General features: G+C 71.8%; 17 protein-coding genes. 4 read left to right on the forward strand and 13 right to left on the reverse strand.

What is annotated here, in order from left to right:
• Positions 1-149: 149 nt before the first annotated feature.
• Positions 150-992, forward strand: a complete 843-nt coding sequence (locus AB0L00_RS33775) for a helix-turn-helix transcriptional regulator (protein WP_364441241.1) — start codon at positions 150-152, stop codon at positions 990-992.
• Positions 993-1,364: 372 nt separating this feature from the next.
• Here the strand turns inward: AB0L00_RS33775 and AB0L00_RS33780 are convergent, their stop codons facing one another.
• The 3 genes from AB0L00_RS33780 to AB0L00_RS33790 all read right to left on the reverse strand — a co-directional run bounded on the left by AB0L00_RS33780 (position 1,365) and on the right by AB0L00_RS33790 (position 2,967).
• Complete coding sequence (locus AB0L00_RS33780; protein ID WP_364441243.1) at positions 1,365-1,535, reverse strand: DUF397 domain-containing protein; 171 nt, start codon at positions 1,533-1,535, stop codon at positions 1,365-1,367.
• A complete protein-coding gene (locus tag AB0L00_RS33785; RefSeq protein WP_364441244.1) occupies positions 1,523-2,320 on the reverse strand; it encodes a helix-turn-helix transcriptional regulator in 798 nt (265 codons plus the stop codon). The genes AB0L00_RS33780 and AB0L00_RS33785 overlap by 13 nt, the downstream gene beginning before the upstream one ends.
• A gap of 266 nt (positions 2,321-2,586) precedes the next feature.
• The gene (locus AB0L00_RS33790; RefSeq protein ID WP_364441245.1) at positions 2,587-2,967 is read right to left on the reverse strand and encodes a nuclear transport factor 2 family protein; all 381 of its coding nucleotides are present in this window, start codon (positions 2,965-2,967) and stop codon (positions 2,587-2,589) included.
• 124 nt (positions 2,968-3,091) lie between these two features.
• Here AB0L00_RS33790 and AB0L00_RS33795 point away from each other — a divergent pair, with 124 nt between their 5' ends.
• Positions 3,092-3,712: a helix-turn-helix domain-containing protein gene (locus AB0L00_RS33795; protein ID WP_364441247.1), complete on the forward strand. Its 621-nt coding sequence runs from the start codon at positions 3,092-3,094 to the stop codon at positions 3,710-3,712.
• Positions 3,713-3,797: 85 nt separating this feature from the next.
• Here AB0L00_RS33795 and AB0L00_RS33800 read toward each other — a convergent pair whose 3' ends face one another.
• Both AB0L00_RS33800 and AB0L00_RS33805 read right to left on the reverse strand, forming a co-directional pair.
• Complete coding sequence (locus AB0L00_RS33800; protein ID WP_364441248.1) at positions 3,798-4,472, reverse strand: ABC transporter ATP-binding protein; 675 nt, start codon at positions 4,470-4,472, stop codon at positions 3,798-3,800.
• Entirely contained in the window at positions 4,469-5,602 is a 1,134-nt protein-coding gene (locus AB0L00_RS33805) for an ABC transporter permease (protein ID WP_364441249.1), read from the reverse strand. The genes AB0L00_RS33800 and AB0L00_RS33805 overlap by 4 nt, the downstream gene beginning before the upstream one ends.
• Before the next feature lie 169 nt (positions 5,603-5,771).
• Between AB0L00_RS33805 and AB0L00_RS33810 the strand changes: the two genes are divergently transcribed.
• Together AB0L00_RS33810 and AB0L00_RS33815 are read left to right on the forward strand one after the other, a co-directional pair.
• Positions 5,772-6,995 (forward strand): sensor histidine kinase, encoded by a 1,224-nt coding sequence (locus AB0L00_RS33810; protein ID WP_364441250.1) that lies wholly within the window; start codon positions 5,772-5,774, stop codon positions 6,993-6,995.
• Positions 6,996-7,041: 46 nt separating this feature from the next.
• On the forward strand, positions 7,042-7,677 hold the full coding sequence (locus tag AB0L00_RS33815) for a response regulator transcription factor (RefSeq protein ID WP_364441252.1): 636 nt from the start codon (positions 7,042-7,044) through the stop codon (positions 7,675-7,677).
• A 351-nt stretch (positions 7,678-8,028) separates the two neighbouring features.
• Here AB0L00_RS33815 and AB0L00_RS33820 read toward each other — a convergent pair whose 3' ends face one another.
• The 8 genes from AB0L00_RS33820 to ribD form a co-directional block, all read right to left on the reverse strand.
• On the reverse strand, positions 8,029-8,772 hold the full coding sequence (locus AB0L00_RS33820) for a GNAT family N-acetyltransferase (protein ID WP_364441253.1): 744 nt from the start codon (positions 8,770-8,772) through the stop codon (positions 8,029-8,031).
• 182 nt (positions 8,773-8,954) lie between these two features.
• The gene (locus AB0L00_RS33825) at positions 8,955-9,383 is read right to left on the reverse strand and encodes a PH domain-containing protein (protein WP_364441254.1); all 429 of its coding nucleotides are present in this window, start codon (positions 9,381-9,383) and stop codon (positions 8,955-8,957) included.
• Between the two features lie 40 nt (positions 9,384-9,423).
• Positions 9,424-10,299 (reverse strand): ATP phosphoribosyltransferase, encoded by an 876-nt coding sequence (gene hisG / locus AB0L00_RS33830; protein ID WP_345358200.1) that lies wholly within the window; start codon positions 10,297-10,299, stop codon positions 9,424-9,426.
• Positions 10,300-10,346: 47 nt separating this feature from the next.
• A complete protein-coding gene (gene ribH / locus AB0L00_RS33835; protein WP_345358197.1) occupies positions 10,347-10,859 on the reverse strand; it encodes a 6,7-dimethyl-8-ribityllumazine synthase in 513 nt (170 codons plus the stop codon).
• Between the two features lie 55 nt (positions 10,860-10,914).
• Entirely contained in the window at positions 10,915-12,123 is a 1,209-nt protein-coding gene (locus AB0L00_RS33840; RefSeq protein WP_364441257.1) for a bifunctional 3,4-dihydroxy-2-butanone-4-phosphate synthase/GTP cyclohydrolase II, read from the reverse strand.
• Positions 12,120-12,767, reverse strand: a complete 648-nt coding sequence (gene pnuC / locus AB0L00_RS33845) for a nicotinamide riboside transporter PnuC (RefSeq protein WP_345358191.1) — start codon at positions 12,765-12,767, stop codon at positions 12,120-12,122. The genes AB0L00_RS33840 and pnuC overlap by 4 nt, the downstream gene beginning before the upstream one ends.
• Positions 12,764-13,363, reverse strand: coding sequence for a riboflavin synthase (locus tag AB0L00_RS33850; RefSeq protein WP_364441259.1), 600 nt, complete (start codon positions 13,361-13,363; stop codon positions 12,764-12,766). Before AB0L00_RS33850 ends, pnuC begins: the two co-directional genes overlap by 4 nt.
• Complete coding sequence (gene ribD, locus AB0L00_RS33855) at positions 13,364-14,506, reverse strand: bifunctional diaminohydroxyphosphoribosylaminopyrimidine deaminase/5-amino-6-(5-phosphoribosylamino)uracil reductase RibD (RefSeq protein WP_364441261.1); 1,143 nt, start codon at positions 14,504-14,506, stop codon at positions 13,364-13,366.
• Between the last annotated feature and the right edge of the window lie 57 nt (positions 14,507-14,563).

The raw sequence follows: 14,563 nt of genomic DNA on the forward strand, positions 1-14,563 counted from the left end.
GCTACGAACGCAAAGCCGACCACTTCCTGGCGTTCGTCGGCATCGCTGCCGCCCTCATCTGCTACCGCCGACTCGCCAAATAAAACGACGTCTTATCCGGGGACGGGCCGTCCCTGGCTGCGTCCGGTGTCGCAGGGCATGGTGGAGGCGTGGACAGAAGCGAACTCGCCGACTTCCTCCGCCACTGCCGCGCCCGGCTCGCCCCGGCCGACGTGGGGCTGTCGCAGGGCGCACGGCGCCGCACCCCGGGACTGCGCCGCGAGGAGGTGGCGCAGTTGGCGGGCATGTCCACCGACCACTACACGCGGCTGGAGCAGGCCAGAGGCTCACGGCCGTCTCGTCAGATGCTCGCCGCCGTCGCCCGCGCGCTGCGGCTGACCGACGACGAACGAGACCACCTGTTCCATCTGGCCGGTGAGGAGCCTCCACGCAGCCGGCCGACCACGGAGCACATCCGCCCCGGCCTGCTCCTCGTCCTCGACCGGCTGATCGACACCCCCGCCCGAGTGGTGAGCGACCGCGGCGACGTCCTCGCGCAGAACGCGATGGCCAGGGCGCTTCACGGGGACGCGTCCGCCCGCCCCGAGGCGGAGCACAACGTCGTCTGGCGCTACTTCACGGACCCCGCCGCGCGGGAACTCTTCCCGGCCGAGGATCGTGACCGCGCCGCCCGCACGGCGGTGGCGGATCTGCGCGCCACACTCGCCCGCCGCCCGGACGACGCGCGCCTGGCAGCCCTCGTACGCCGGCTCCGCGCCCGCAGTGAGGAGTTCTCGGCGCTGTGGGACGCCCACCACGTCGCCGTACGCCGCAGCGACGTCAAGCGCTTCCTGCACCCGGTCGTCGGCCTGCTGGAACTGGACTGCGAGGTGCTGCTGAGCCCCGAGCACGACCAGCGGCTGGTCGTCTACACCGCCCGCCCGGGCAGCGAGTCCTACGAGCGGCTGGAACTCCTGCGCGTGGTCGGCCTCCAGAATCTGACCCCCGGCTGAACCGCTTCGGCGGGTGCGCCGGGCCCGGCGGCGTGACCGCGATCAGCATCGTCAGTGCCGAGGATGTTCGTCGCTGAGACGACGAACATCCTCGGCACTGACGGTTCCCCCGGGCGAGACGGCCTGGACGGGCCAGGCCGTCTCCGGGATCACGGGGTGAGCGTCATGGTGCTGTCCGCCTCGCCGTCGCCGAGGCGCGCGGTGATGGTGACGTTCGAGGGCGAGTCGACCGACACCGTCGACTCGCCAGGAAGCATTGGGACAACTGAGCGAAAAGCTCGTCGATAACGGCTCGCTACCTCGAAATGATGGGACCAGCCCATCCGCAGACGCCGTTCGGCCGAGCCCTCAGCACACCACGACGCCGGACCGTCATGGACGGTCGGACGCCCCCTCTCCGCCCCACTCGACCACGGCCACTTCGACGCAGTCGCCGCCGTTGGCCGTGCTCCGCGCGGCCTTTCGCCACATCACCGCCAGCTCCACGCAGTTGCCGCCGTTCGCACCGCTGCGAGTCGACTTCCGCCACGTCAGGTCGTCCATTGCTCCGACTTCCTCCGGATCAACTCGATCGACTGCCGCCTGGGGAGGGCGTCCGCGCGGAACACCTCGAACATTCGCCGCAGGGCCGCGACGTCGTGGGGATTCCCGATCACCTCTCCGCTGAGCTGACTGTCAACGTAGGCCAGTTCGGCCCCGTCGTCGAGCGTCGCGATGGCGAACGGACCCGTGAACCCGGCGCACGCCTCGGCGCTCGCCGGGACCATCTGGACGATGACGTTGTCCCGCTCGGCCATGGCCGCCAGGTGCATGAGCTGGTCGGCCATGACCTTGGCGCCGCCGACGTTCTGGCCGAGCACGCTTTCGGCGATGACGGCGACCAGTACGGGCGGCGAGTCCTCCCGGGAGAGGATCGCCTGGCGGTCCAGCCGTGCGCTGACCATGTCCTCCAGGTCGGCGATGTCGTGCGGAAGTGCCCGCAGCACCGCGCGGGCGTAGTCCTCGTTCTGCAGCAGACCCGGGACCACGGTCGACTGGAATGACAGCAGCGAGGTGGCCCGACGTTCGGCCACCAGCCACTTGTCGAGCCATTCGGGCGGGACCTCGCCGGCGACGAGTTCGTCGATGATGCGGGTCAGGATGTCGCTCGTGCCGAGGAGTGGGATGAGGCGTTCGAGATGCTCCGGCCTCGGCAGCATTCGAGGGACCTCCCACGCGGCGACCAGGGAGTCCGAAACGAAGAGGGCTTTTCCGACCGCTGCCCGGCTCAGCCCCTTCGCCTCGCGGGCGCGGCGAAGCTCTTTGGCGACGAATATTCGTGCCGTCATCCGGTTTCCGCTCATCGACCCGTACCCTTTCGCCCGAAATGGGAGGCGTCCCATTCGTCCGGTAACAGTGGAGCGCTCCCCAGCGTACGCACACGAGCACGCTCCGTGTCCAGATATTCGTCACCTCGGGCGCGAAAAGCTCGGTGAGCGGTGGGCCGGAGACGCGGAAAGGCGGGCATTCGCCGCTTTTAGCGGCCGATTAACCGAGCATTCGGCACGCACCGCCTTGACCTCGTTGACGGGCCCCGGCCGCGCAACCCTCAGGGTCAGCCGAGCACTTCCTCGGGACTCACCAAGGGCGGGAATCCCGTGCTGGCGCCCCACATCTCCGCGAACCGGCCGTCGTCGATACGGAAGATCTCGAACAGCATGGGCTGTACGCCGTCCGTGGTCTCGATCCCCTCGACGGTCGAGCGGACGGCGGCCTTGTCGCCGTCGACCAGGATGTCCTGGGCGACGACGCGTATGCCGGGGAAGCGGGCGGTGAGCGTGCGCCAGGCGTCCTTACCCGCCGCGAATCCGGTGGTGCCGAGCGGATGGCTGAAGAAGCCAGGCGTGTGCAGGTCGGCGGCCTGGTCGAATCGCCGGGTGTTGAAGCACTCCTGCATCCGCTGGATCAGGGCGCTGGCCTCATCGCGTGCAGTCACCGGCGATCTCCTCACGGCTGATGGGTCCGGTCGTAGTGAGCGGCGCGGCCGCATAACCGGTGCGCCGCCCCGGTTACGGTTCCGATGATAATCGGTGCGCCGCCCCGGTTATGCTGATATCGACATGTCCAGCCATCCTCATAAGGCCGTCCCGGCGGTGCCTGGGAGCGACCGTGGGCTGCGCGCCGACGCGCGCCGCAACCGCGAGCGGGTGCTTCAGATCGCGCAACGGCTGTTCGCGACGGAAGGTCTCGGCGTCTCGCTGGATGAGATCGCCCGCCGTGCGGGCGTCGGTCCCGGCACCGTCCATCGGCACTTCCCCACCAAGGAGGCGCTCTATCTCGCCGTCGCGACCGATCAGCTCGAGCGGCTGGTCGCGGAGGCGGAGGCGCTCGCCGCCACGGACGACCCCGCGGCCCTGTTCACGCTGCTGTCCCGGATGATGGCCAACGGCGCCGAGAACGCGGCGGTCAAAAGCGCGCTCACGGCCGCCGAGTTCGACCTGCGCACCGCCGCCCCGGGCGTCGCGGCAGACCTCACCCGCCATGTCGCGGACCTGCTCGGCCGCGCGCACGCCGCTGGCGCCGTGCGTGACGACGTCACCGTTGACGAGGTGATGGCACTGGTCGCCGGCGCCTTCGCCGCGATCCGCCACGCCGGCGCGGAGACCAGTCCCGAACGCTCGGCACACCTCGCCCGGCTCATCCTCGACGGGCTACGATCCCGGCCCGGTCAGCGCAGGTGAGGGTCGATGCCGCCGACCGGCCGTGACGTGGTGGTGACGACCGGCCCGAAAGGCGGCGGGATTACCGAACCAAGGCTGAGCGGCCTCATGCCGGGAAGTGGAGACGTCCGTCGTGGACGTGGACGATCCGGTCCGCGGCGGTGAGGTGGGTGCGGTCGTGGGTGACCAGAACGGTGGCGGTGGCCCGCTGGTGGGTGAGGCGGGCAAGCAGGTCGATGATCTCGGCACCGCGTTCGTGGTCGAGCGCGCTGGTGGGCTCGTCGACGAGGAGGACGGTGGGGTCGTTCATCAGGGCGCGGGCGATGTTGACCCGCTGACGCTGGCCCCCGGAGAGCTGGTGGGGACGCCGATCGGCCTGACCGGCCAGGCCGACCGCGTCGAGCAGCTCCATCGCCCTGGGCCGGGCCCTGGCCGGGGAGCGACCGTCGATCTGGGCCATGACCTGGAGTTGTTCGACGGCGGTGAGCGAGGTCAGCAGGTTCGGCTGCTGGAAGACGATGCCGATCTTGGCGCGGCGTACGGCGGTCAGCTCACCGCGCGTCATCCCGGTCGTGACGGTGCCGTCGATGGCGACGGTGCCGGCGTCGGGGGTGATGAGGGTCGCGGCGACGGCAAGCAGGCTGGACTTGCCGGAGCCGGAGGGGCCGACCACGGCGGTCAGACCGCCCTTGGGCACCTCCAGGTCCACCTGGTCCAGCGCGGTCAGGCGGCCGTCGCCGTCGGGATAGGTGAGGGTGATGTCGGTCAGGGTGAGGCTCAACGGGCGCTCCCGAGGGCGGTCAGCGGGTCGACGGAGGTGATGCGGCGGACGGACAGGGCGGCTCCGAGCGCACCGAGGAGGATCATCACGGCGGCGGGGACCAGCACGGTGGCGAGGGTGAGGACGAAGGGCACGGACGAGCCCGCGACGAGCGCGCCGAGGGCGGCGGCGATGGCGGTGCCGACGAGGGTGCCGCCGGTCAGCAGGACGACGGCCTGGCCGAGGGCGTCACGCAGCAGACCGGCGGTGGAGGCGCCCAGCGCCTTGAGGATGGCGACGTCGCCGCTGCGCTGAATGGTCCAGACGGTGAAGAACGCCCCGATGACCAGCGCGGAGATGGCGAAGAGGAAGCCGCGCATCAACTGCAGCGAACCGTTCTCGGAGGTGTAGGAACCGATCGCGGACAGCGAGGCGCCCTTGGACACCGTCCTGGTGCCCGCCGCCTTGTCGGCGGCCTTCACGTCGGCGCGCGAGGTCGTGGTCAGGGCGATGACGGTGGCGGTCGGGCCGTCAGCGGCCGGGCCTCCGGCGGTCGCACCTCCGGCGGCCGGGCCTTCGGCGGTCCCGGTGGGCGGCGCGGTCTTCCGCCAGACGTCGAGGCTGGTCCAGATGACCGGGGTGTGGCTGAAGTGGGCGTCGCCCCGGACCGCGGCGACCGTCAGTTCCCGCCCGGCGAGGGTGAGGGTGCCGCCGGGCCGTACGCCGAGGTCGTCGGCGGCGGAGGCGGACAGCACCGCCGTGTGTTCGCCGATCTCGGCACCGTCCGGCGCGAGCGCGGAGCCGGGCCGGACGCCGAAGGCCGAGACGCCGACGCTCTTGGCGCCGGCGACGGCCCGGGTGACGGTGATGCCCAGGGGTTCGGCGCTCGTCACGCCGGGGGTGCCGGCCCACCGGAGCCACTGCTTCGCGGTGACGGTGGAGTTCGCGTACGACAGGGCCGCTCCCCCGCTGGGCGCGTCGAACGCGATCCGGTCGGCGCGCAGACCGGTGATCGCGGAGACGTTCTGCCGGCCCAGCCCGGCGGTCAGCCCGGACAGCAGCCCGACGAGCACGGTGATCAGCACGATGACGGTCCCCATCAGGGCGAAGCGCCCCTTGGCGAACCGCAGATCTCTCCAGCCCACGAACACGGCTTGGACCTGTCCTCTCGACGGCGGAACGGTACGTCTCCACCATCGCCGTCGCCCCTGGCCGGCACATCCGGCCCACGACACGACCTCCCGGTTCGAACGGTGGCGGATGGGTTCTAACTTTTGATGGAGGCCTCCGCCGAGGCTCGGCTTCTAGGCTGGAAGGACCGTGAACACCACCGCCCCCACCCTGACCGTCACCGTCCGGGCCCTGACCTGGTGCCTGCACGTGCTGACCGCCGGCCTGCTGGCTCTCGCCGCCGTCCGGACCATGGCCGGAGGCGGGTCGTACGCCGTGGCCGCCGTCGCGGTGGCCGCGCTGCTGGGGCTGGTGTACGCGGCCGGCCCGCTGCTGCCCCGCGTCGGCCGGTCTCGCCGGGCCGCCGCCGTGTGGCTCGCCGCCGTGGGCGTGGTGTGGCTGGGGCTGCTGGTTCTGTCCGCCGACGGAGTGTGGCTGGCCTTTCCCCTGTACTTCCTCCAGCTTCACCTGCTGCCCCGAGCCGCGGGCCTGGTCGCGGTGGTCGCCACCGCGCTCGCGGCGATCATGACCTTCGCCGCCCATCAGGACTCCTTCACCCCCGCCACCGCGATCGGCCCGGCCCTCGGCGCGGCGGTGGCGGTCGCGGTGGTGTGGGGGTATCAGGCCCTGTACCGGGAGGGCGAACGGCGCCGGATGCTGATCGAGGAGCTCACCATCACCCGCGCCGATCTCGCCGCCGCGCAGCACACCGCGGGGGTGCTGGCCGAGCGCGAGCGCCTGGCCCGTGAGATCCACGACACCCTCGCCCAGGGCTTTTCCAGCATCCAGTTGCTGCTGCGCGCGACCGAGCGCGCGCTGCCCGGCAGACCCGATGCCGCCGCCCGCTACGTGGACCAGGCCCGTCAGGCCGCCGTGGACAACCTGGCCGAGGCCCGCCGCCTCGTCGCCGCCCTCACCCCGCCCGCCCTGGAGGGCACCACCCTGGCCGGCGCGCTGGAGCGGCTGTGCGTCACCATCTCCACCCGCCACCGGCTCGCCGTGCGCTTCCACCTCTCCGGTGACCCGGTGCCGATGCCGACCGCCCAGGAGGTCGCCCTGCTCCGCGTAGCCCAGTCCGCCCTGGCCAACACCGTCCGGCACGCCCACGCCACCACCGTCGACGTCACCCTGAGCTACCTCGACGGCGACGTCACCGTGGACGTCGTCGACGACGGGATCGGCTTCCACCCCGACCGGCCGCCGGTCCCCGACCCGGCCGGCGGCGGATTCGGACTCTCGGCCATGCGCTCCCGCGTGGCCGCCCTCGGCGGCACCCTGGCCATCGAGTCCGCCCCCGGTCACGGCACCGCTCTGGCCGCCCGGCTTCCCCTGACCCGAGTCGCCGCGGACCCCGTACCCGGAACCGGCCCGTGACCGCGCTCCTGGTCCCGGCCGCGTACCCCGCATCCGAGGCACGCCCGTGACCGATGCTCCGATCCGCCTGCTGCTGGCCGACGACCACCCCGTGGTGCGGGCCGGGTTGCGCGCCGTGCTGGAGACCGAGCCCGGCATCACCGTGGCGGCCGAGGCCGCGACCGCCGAGGAGGCCGTCGTCCGCGCCGCCGCCGGCGACGTGGACGTCGTCCTGATGGACCTGCGGTTCGGTGCGGGAATGACGGGCGCCCAGGCCACCGCCGCCATCACCGCCCGCCCCGGAGCCCCCCGCGTCGTGATCGTCACCACGTACGACACCGACGCCGACACCCTGGCCGCCATCGAGGCTGGGGCCACCGGTTACCTCCTCAAAGACGCCCCTCCCGAGGAACTGGCGGCCGCCGTGCGCACCGCCGCGGCCGGTCGCGCCGCGCTGGCCCCTTCCGTCGCCGACCGGCTGATGAACAGGATGCGCAACCCCGCGACCGCCCTGACCCGGCGTGAGACCGAGGTCCTCGCGCTCGTCGCCGACGGCCTGTCCAACCAGGCGATCGGCCGACGGCTCCACCTCACCGAAGGCACCGTCAAATCCCACCTGGCCCGTGTCTACGCCAAGCTCGGCGTCGACTCCCGCACCGCCGCCGTCGCCACCGCGACCGACCTCGGCCTCATCCGCCGCTGACCGAGCGGGCGATCCCGGATCGTCACGGGCTCGGGGCGAGCGCGCCCCGTCCCGTCACCGGCCCGACGCCGGACCCCGACGTGAAGACGGCGCTTGCGGGCGGCAGCGGCAGCCTGACGGCGTTCCCGCGCGCGGCCCGACGCTCGGCGGCCGCGGCCCGGCGGCGGCCGCGCGGGGCATCACCGGCGCCGAGCGCCAGATCCTCCCAATCAGGAGAACCGGCCCGCGCGGTGAAGGCGGGCCGGTCTTGGTACTCGCTTGGTCAGTTCATCGCGGAGGGCCAATGGCACTCATGATGATCGTTTCATGGTCTCCAGCAGCCCGCTCGCCGCGGTCCGCTGCCGGTGACCCTCAGTTCATCGACTCGGCGCTGATCGCCCAGCGCTCGAAGTCGTGCCAGACTCCATCGGGGAGCTGGATCAGACCGGAAGAGAACCCCTCCTGGCGCAGTCCCACCTTCGCGGCCAGCTTCCGAGAGGTCGTGTTCCCCGGTTCGATGTCGGCCTCCAGTCGGTGGAGGCCGAGGCTCTTGAAGCCATAACGGACCGCCAGGGCGACGCCCTCGGTCATGTACCCGCGTTCGTGCCAGGGCATGAACGCCCCGTAGCCCAGCACGCCCTTCCAGTACGGGGCGTACTCGATGCGGTTGATGTTGACGAACCCCACCAGGTCCGTGGGGTTCGTCCGGCGACAGACCACGAACCCCGCTGCCGTGTTGTGGTCGAACCTGGCCAGGTAGCGGTCGAAGCTGCCGGGCGTGGTCGGCAGGGAGATCCACGGCCTGTGCAGTTCGACGCTGGCGGCGGCCACCTCGGTGAACCTACGCCTGTCCTCGGCGGAGATCCTCCGCAGCTCGACCCGGCCGCCCGACGGAGAGACACCGTTGACCCGAGCGCGGGCGCCGACGGAGGGTAAGGGGCTTGTTTCAGGAATCTCGGACATACGAGCTTTCCTCACTTTCGAAGTTTTCTTTGTTCCGTGCTTCCAGGCCCTACAGTCCGGGAGCGAGCAGCCGCGGCAAGCCGCTTCCACCGGAGGCCACCCACCACACCCCGAGGCTGCCGGCAGGAACCGTCTGACCGCAGATGGGCTCATCTGGCCGGGATCTTCCCCTACCTGCCCAGACCGCCCGGCTACAACGAACGCCTGCGGGTGGCGCCGCCCCTGGTCGAACAGGCAATCCAGGCGCCGGCCGCCGACACCGCTTCCTGGTTCGACAACGTCTGGAGCACCGACTCCGCCCCGGCCGAGGAGCTGCCCGAGTACTGGGCGTCGCGTCAGTGGTTCTTGGCCTCGCCGCGTTCGTGGATCAGGGCGGCCAGCTCGGCGAGGGCCCGGTTGGCGCGCTCTCCGTCGGAGGCCTGGATGCCCATGACGGGGGCGGTCGAGCCGTCGGCGAGGTCGAGGGTGGGCCAGGGCGCGCCCTCGGACATCGTGATGCCGAGCAGCTCGGCCCATTCGTACTCGTGCGTGAGCAGGCCGTTGACGACCGTGAGGCCCTCGTCGTCGGCGGTCACCCGGCTGCGGGCGAGGATGTGCAGGACCCCGGCGACGGCCAGCCCGATCGCCACCAGGCCGATCCGGTCGCCGAGGCTCCAGGGCGCCGGCATGACCACGGCGAGGACGATCATGCTGAGCACGACCACCGCCGCGAGGACGTACGGGACGATCCTGGCCCGCTGGGGTCGCCACGTCGCCGTGGTCATGAGGGTGCCGCCGCCTTACGGAATCAGTCGCCTTACGGGATCAGTCGACGATCTTGCTGATCGGGATCTCGAGGATGTCGCGGGCGCCCGCCGCCTTCAGCGCCGGGATCAGGGTGTTGACGCCGTGCTTGGCGACGACGCTCTCCACCGCGTGCATCTCGCCGCCGGCCAGCGGAGTGACCGTGGGGGACGACATCGACGGGATGATGTCCAGGACGCTCTGCAGCGCGCCGTTCTCGACGTTCAGCTTGAGCAGGACGTTGCCGCGCGCCCGGATCGCGCCCTGCAGCAGCAGCGCGATGTCCTCCATGGCCGCGCGCTTCTCGGCGTCCTCGTACGCCTCGCGGTTGGCGACCAGCTCGGTGTAGCTGGTCAGGAGGGTGTCGAGGATGCGCAGGCCGTTCTTGCGCAGCGACGACCCGGTCTCGGTGAGGTCGACGATCACGTCGACGATGTCGGGGACCTTCGCCTCGGTCGCGCCGTACGACGGCACGACCCGCGCCTTCACGCCGTGCTTGGCGAGGAACCGCTCGGTGAGGGCGGGGAACTCGGTGGAGATCCGCACGCCCTCGGGCAGGTCGGAGACGGTCTGCCAGGGCGCGTCGTTCGGCACGGCCATGATGACGCGCACCGGGTTGGACGTGGCCTTGGAGTACTTCAGCTCACCGAGCGAGACGACGTCGGAGTCGGTCTCGGTGATCCAGTCGCGCCCGGTGATGCCGAGGTCGAACAGGCCCTGCTCGAGGTACGTCGGGATCTCCTGCGGGCGCAGGACCCGGACCCGGTCGATCCGGGGGTCGTCGATCGAGGCGCGGTAATCGCGCTCGGAGGCCCGGCGGACGGTCAGGTCGGCGGCATCGAACAGCTCGAACGTCGCCTTCTCCAGGGAGCCCTTGGGCAGCACGAGTGACAGCACGGTTCAGCAGGCCTTTCTTCGAGAGATGGGTTTCGCGGCGTCGACGCTCAGGAGCCCAGATGCTCCGCGTCATGCCGCGCGTGACCGTGGTGCCGAAGACCTCGCAGGGTCAGTGCCGTATCGAGTGCGGCCACGGTCGCCTCCATCCCTTTGTCCTCGCGGCTGTCGTCCAGCCCGCAGCGGTCCAATGCCTGGTCGATCGTCTCACATGTTAGTACGCCGTTACCTACGGGGGTGCCCTCATCCAGGGCAACCCTCGTCAAACCCGCGGTGACGGAGTCGCAGACATAGTCGAAATGGGGCGTATCTCCGCGAATCACCGCGCCCAGACAGACGACCGCGTCGTTGTCGCGGGCGAGCTGCTGGGCCACGACCGGGATCTCCAGCGCGCCGGCCACCCGTACGACGACCGGATCGGCGACCCGGCACTCCTTGGCCGTGGCGACGGCCCGCTCCAGCAGCCGGTCGGTGATCCGCGTGTGCCACCGGGTGCAGACGATCCCCAGCCGCAGCCCGGAGGCGTCGACGAACGTCTCCCCCGGGCGTCCGATTCCACTCATGCGCTTTCCTTGGTCCGAGGAGTTGCCAGAGGCGCGATGCTCATCAGGCGCCCGCTCATCCGAGATCACCGATCTCATGGCCCAGCCGGTCACGCTTGGCGGCGAGGTAGCGCCGGTTGTGCTCGGTGACGAGGACGGGCAGCCCGATGCGCCCGCGCACCTCGACGCCGAAGCGCTCCAGCCCCGCGACCTTGGCCGGGTTGTTGGTCAGCACCCGGACGGACCGGACGCCCAGGTCGAGCAGCATCTGCGCGGCGTTGCCGTACTCCCGGGCGTCCACCGGCAGACCGAGCTCGAGGTTGGCGTCGACGGTGTCGGAGCCGTCGTCCTGCCGCTGGTACGCCCGCAGCTTGGCGAGCAGACCGATGCCCCGGCCCTCGTGGCCGCGGAGGTACAGCACCACGCCGCGCCCCTCGGCGGCGATCGCGCCCATCGCGGCCTCGAGCTGGGTGCCGCAGTCGCAGCGCTCCGAGCCCAGCACGTCGCCGGTCAGGCACTCGGAATGGGCCCGTACGAGGACGTCCTCGCCGTCGCCCAGGTCGCCGTACACGAGGGCGACGTGCTCACCGTCGTCCAGGTGGCTGGCGTACCCGATCGCGCGCCACTCGCCGTACCGGTTCGGGATGCGGGTCTCGGCGGCCCGCTCGACCATCCGCTCGGTGCGCTTGCGGTACTCCACGAGCTGCTCGATCGAGATCAGCTTGAGGTCGTGTTCCTTGGCGAAGATCTCCAGCTGCGGCAGCCGCGCCATCGTGCCGTCGTCGTTGACGACCTCGGCCAGCACCCCGGCCGGGGTGAGCCCGGCCAGCCGGGCCAGGTCGACGGCGGCCTCGGTGTGCCCGCGCCGCCGCAGCACCCCGCCTTGGCGGTAGCGCAGCGGGAAGATGTGCCCGGGTCGGACCAGCTCGTACGGCTCGGTCGCCGAGTCGGCGAGCACGCGGATCGTGTGGGCGCGGTCGGCGGCGGAGATGCCCGTGTCGACGCCGTCGCGGGCGTCGACACTCACGGTGTACGCCGTGCGCATCCGCTCGTGGTTGTGCGCCGTCATCAGCGGTATCTGCAGCCGGTCCAGGTCCCGGCCCTCCATGGGCACGCAGATCACGCCGCTGCTGTACCGGATCGTGAAGGCGACCAGCTCCGGCGTCGCCTTGGCGGCGGCGAAGATGATGTCGCCCTCGTTCTCCCGGTCGGCGTCGTCGACGACGAGCACGGCCTTGCCGGCCGCGATGTCCGCGATCGCCTCCTCGACGCTGTCGAGACTCATGCCGCCACCACCTTGGGCTCGGTGTGCCGCCGCTGCCGGCGGTACTGCTTCAGCCAGTCACGGAAACCGGCCAGGACGAGGATGAAGAAGATTCCGTACGCCGCGCCGGAGACGTACAGCCCGGACTTGAACGCCAGGGGGACGCCCACCAGGTCGACGAGGACCCAGATGACCCAGAAGTCGACGAGTGCCCGGCTCTGCGCGTACGTCGCCACGGCGCTGCCGACGAAGATGTACGCGTTGGCCAGCGGCGACCACGAGATCTGCAGCCAGGGGATGTTCGCGAACAGGAGCGCGACCGCGACGGTGCCCACCGCGAGGGTCCCGACGAGTGCCAGGCGCTCCCGCCCGGTGGCCGGGCGCACCGGCAGCTCCCGGCTCTCCCGGAGGCCGCGCAGCCACCGGGCCCAGCCGTACGAGGCGAGCATGAGGAACATCACCTGCTTGAGCGCGTTGCCCGGCGCGTGCGCGCTGACCGAGGCGACCAGCAGGAGGACCGCGCCGGTGAGCTGCACCGGCCAGGTCCAGAGCGTGCGCCGCATCGCCAGCCACACCGTGGCCAGGGACAGGACGTTGCCCACGAGGTCGGTCCACAGGACCTTCTCGCCGAGGACGGTGATCCCCGCCTGCGTCCAGGAGCTCACTTGACCGCTCCCGCGGTGACGAGGCGCTCGACGTACTTGGCGACGACGTCGACCTCGAGGTTGACCGGGTCGCCGGGGCCCTTGCGGCCCAGAGTGGTCAGTTCGAGCGTCGTGGGGATCAGCGCGATCGTGAAGGCGTCGTCGCGCGCCTCGACGACGGTCAGGCTGACCCCGTCGACCGTGATCGAGCCCTTCTCGACGACGTAGCGGGCGAGCCGCGGCGGCAGTTCGACCGTCACGACCTCCCAGCGTTCGCCCGGCTCGCGGGAGACGATCCGCCCGACGCCGTCGACGTGGCCCTGGACGATGTGGCCGCCGAGCCGGTCGGCCGCCCGGACGGGGCGCTCGAGGTTGACCGGTGACCCCGGTTCCAGCGCGGCGAGGCTGGACCGGTCCAGTGTCTCCTTCATGACGTCGACGGTGAACGCGTCGTCCTTGAATTCGGTCACGGTGAGGCAGACCCCGTTGACCGCGATGGACGCGCCGTGCGTGGCGTCGGAGACGACGAGGGGGCCGCGCACCGTGAGCCGGGCGGAGTCCCCCGCCGGTTCGAGCGCGATCACCTCGCCCAGTTCCTCGACGATTCCGGTGAACATTCAGGTCTCCCTTCGGGCCGCTACCGGCCGGGTGGGGGTTTCGACGGCCGGCCTGACCGCGGTGATCCGCAGGTCCGTGCCGATCCGGGTGACGTCGTCGATCTCCAGGTGGTGGGCCGCGGCGAGCGTGGCGACGCCGGCGTCGCCGAGGGCCGCCGGGCCCGCGCCGAGCAGCCGGGGGGCGAGGTAGGCGACGACCCGGTCGACCAGGCCGGCGCCCACGAACGAGCCGGCGAGAGTGGGGCCGCCTTCGAGGAGGACGGAGACGATCTGCCGCTCGCGCAGCTCGGCGAGCAGGGCGGTCAGGTCGAGGCCGCCGTCGTCACGCGGCAGGCGTACGACGGCGACGCGGCCCTCCAGCGTGGTGGCGTCGGCGTCCTCGGCCACGGCGATCAGGGTCGGGGCCTCGTCGTCCAGGACCCGGCTGGTCAACGGCGTGCGCGCCAGGGTGTCGGCGACGACGCGCAGCGGCCGGCGCGGGGTGAGCCGGTGGTCGTGCCGGTGGACCCCGCGCACGGTGAGCCGGGGATCGTCGGCGAGCACGGTGCCGGAGCCGGCGACGATCGCGTCGCAGCGCGCGCGGAGCTCGTGGACGTCGTGCCGGGCCTCGGGACCGGTGATCCACTGGCTGCTGCCGTCGGCGGCGGCCGAGCGGCCGTCGAGCGTCGCGGCGAACTTCCAGGTCACGTGCGGCCGGCCCAGCCGGGTGCAGGTGAGCCATTCGGCGTTGACCCGTTCGGCCTCGGCGGCGAGCAGCCCCTCCTCCACCTCGACGCCCGCCTCGGCGAGCCGGCGGGCGCCGCCGCCCGCGACGGGGTGGGGGTCGGCGACCGCGTACACGACGCGCCGGACGCCGGCCTCGATGACGGCCTCGGTGCACGGGCCGGTACGGCCCTGGTGGTCGCAGGGTTCGAGGGTGACGAGGAGGGTGCCGCCCTCGGCGCGGCCGGCGGCCTCCCGGAGCGCGACGACCTCGGCGTGCGGGCCGCCGGCATAGGCGTGGTACCCCTCACCCGCGACGTGTCCGGCGGCGTCGAGGACGACGCAGCCGACGACGGGATTCGGGCTGGTCTCACCACGGGCGCGGGCGGCGAGCGCCAGCGCCCGGCGCATCGCGCGCTCCTGCGCGGGATCAACGGTCACCCGGGCCTCCCTGATCAGGCTCCGGGTGCGCGGCAAGGCCGCAGGGGCCATGCCCCG

Origin of the sequence: Actinoallomurus sp. NPDC052308 (assembly GCF_040679195.1) — a bacterium.
Lineage (GTDB): Bacteria > Actinomycetota > Actinomycetes > Streptosporangiales > Streptosporangiaceae > Actinoallomurus > Actinoallomurus liliacearum.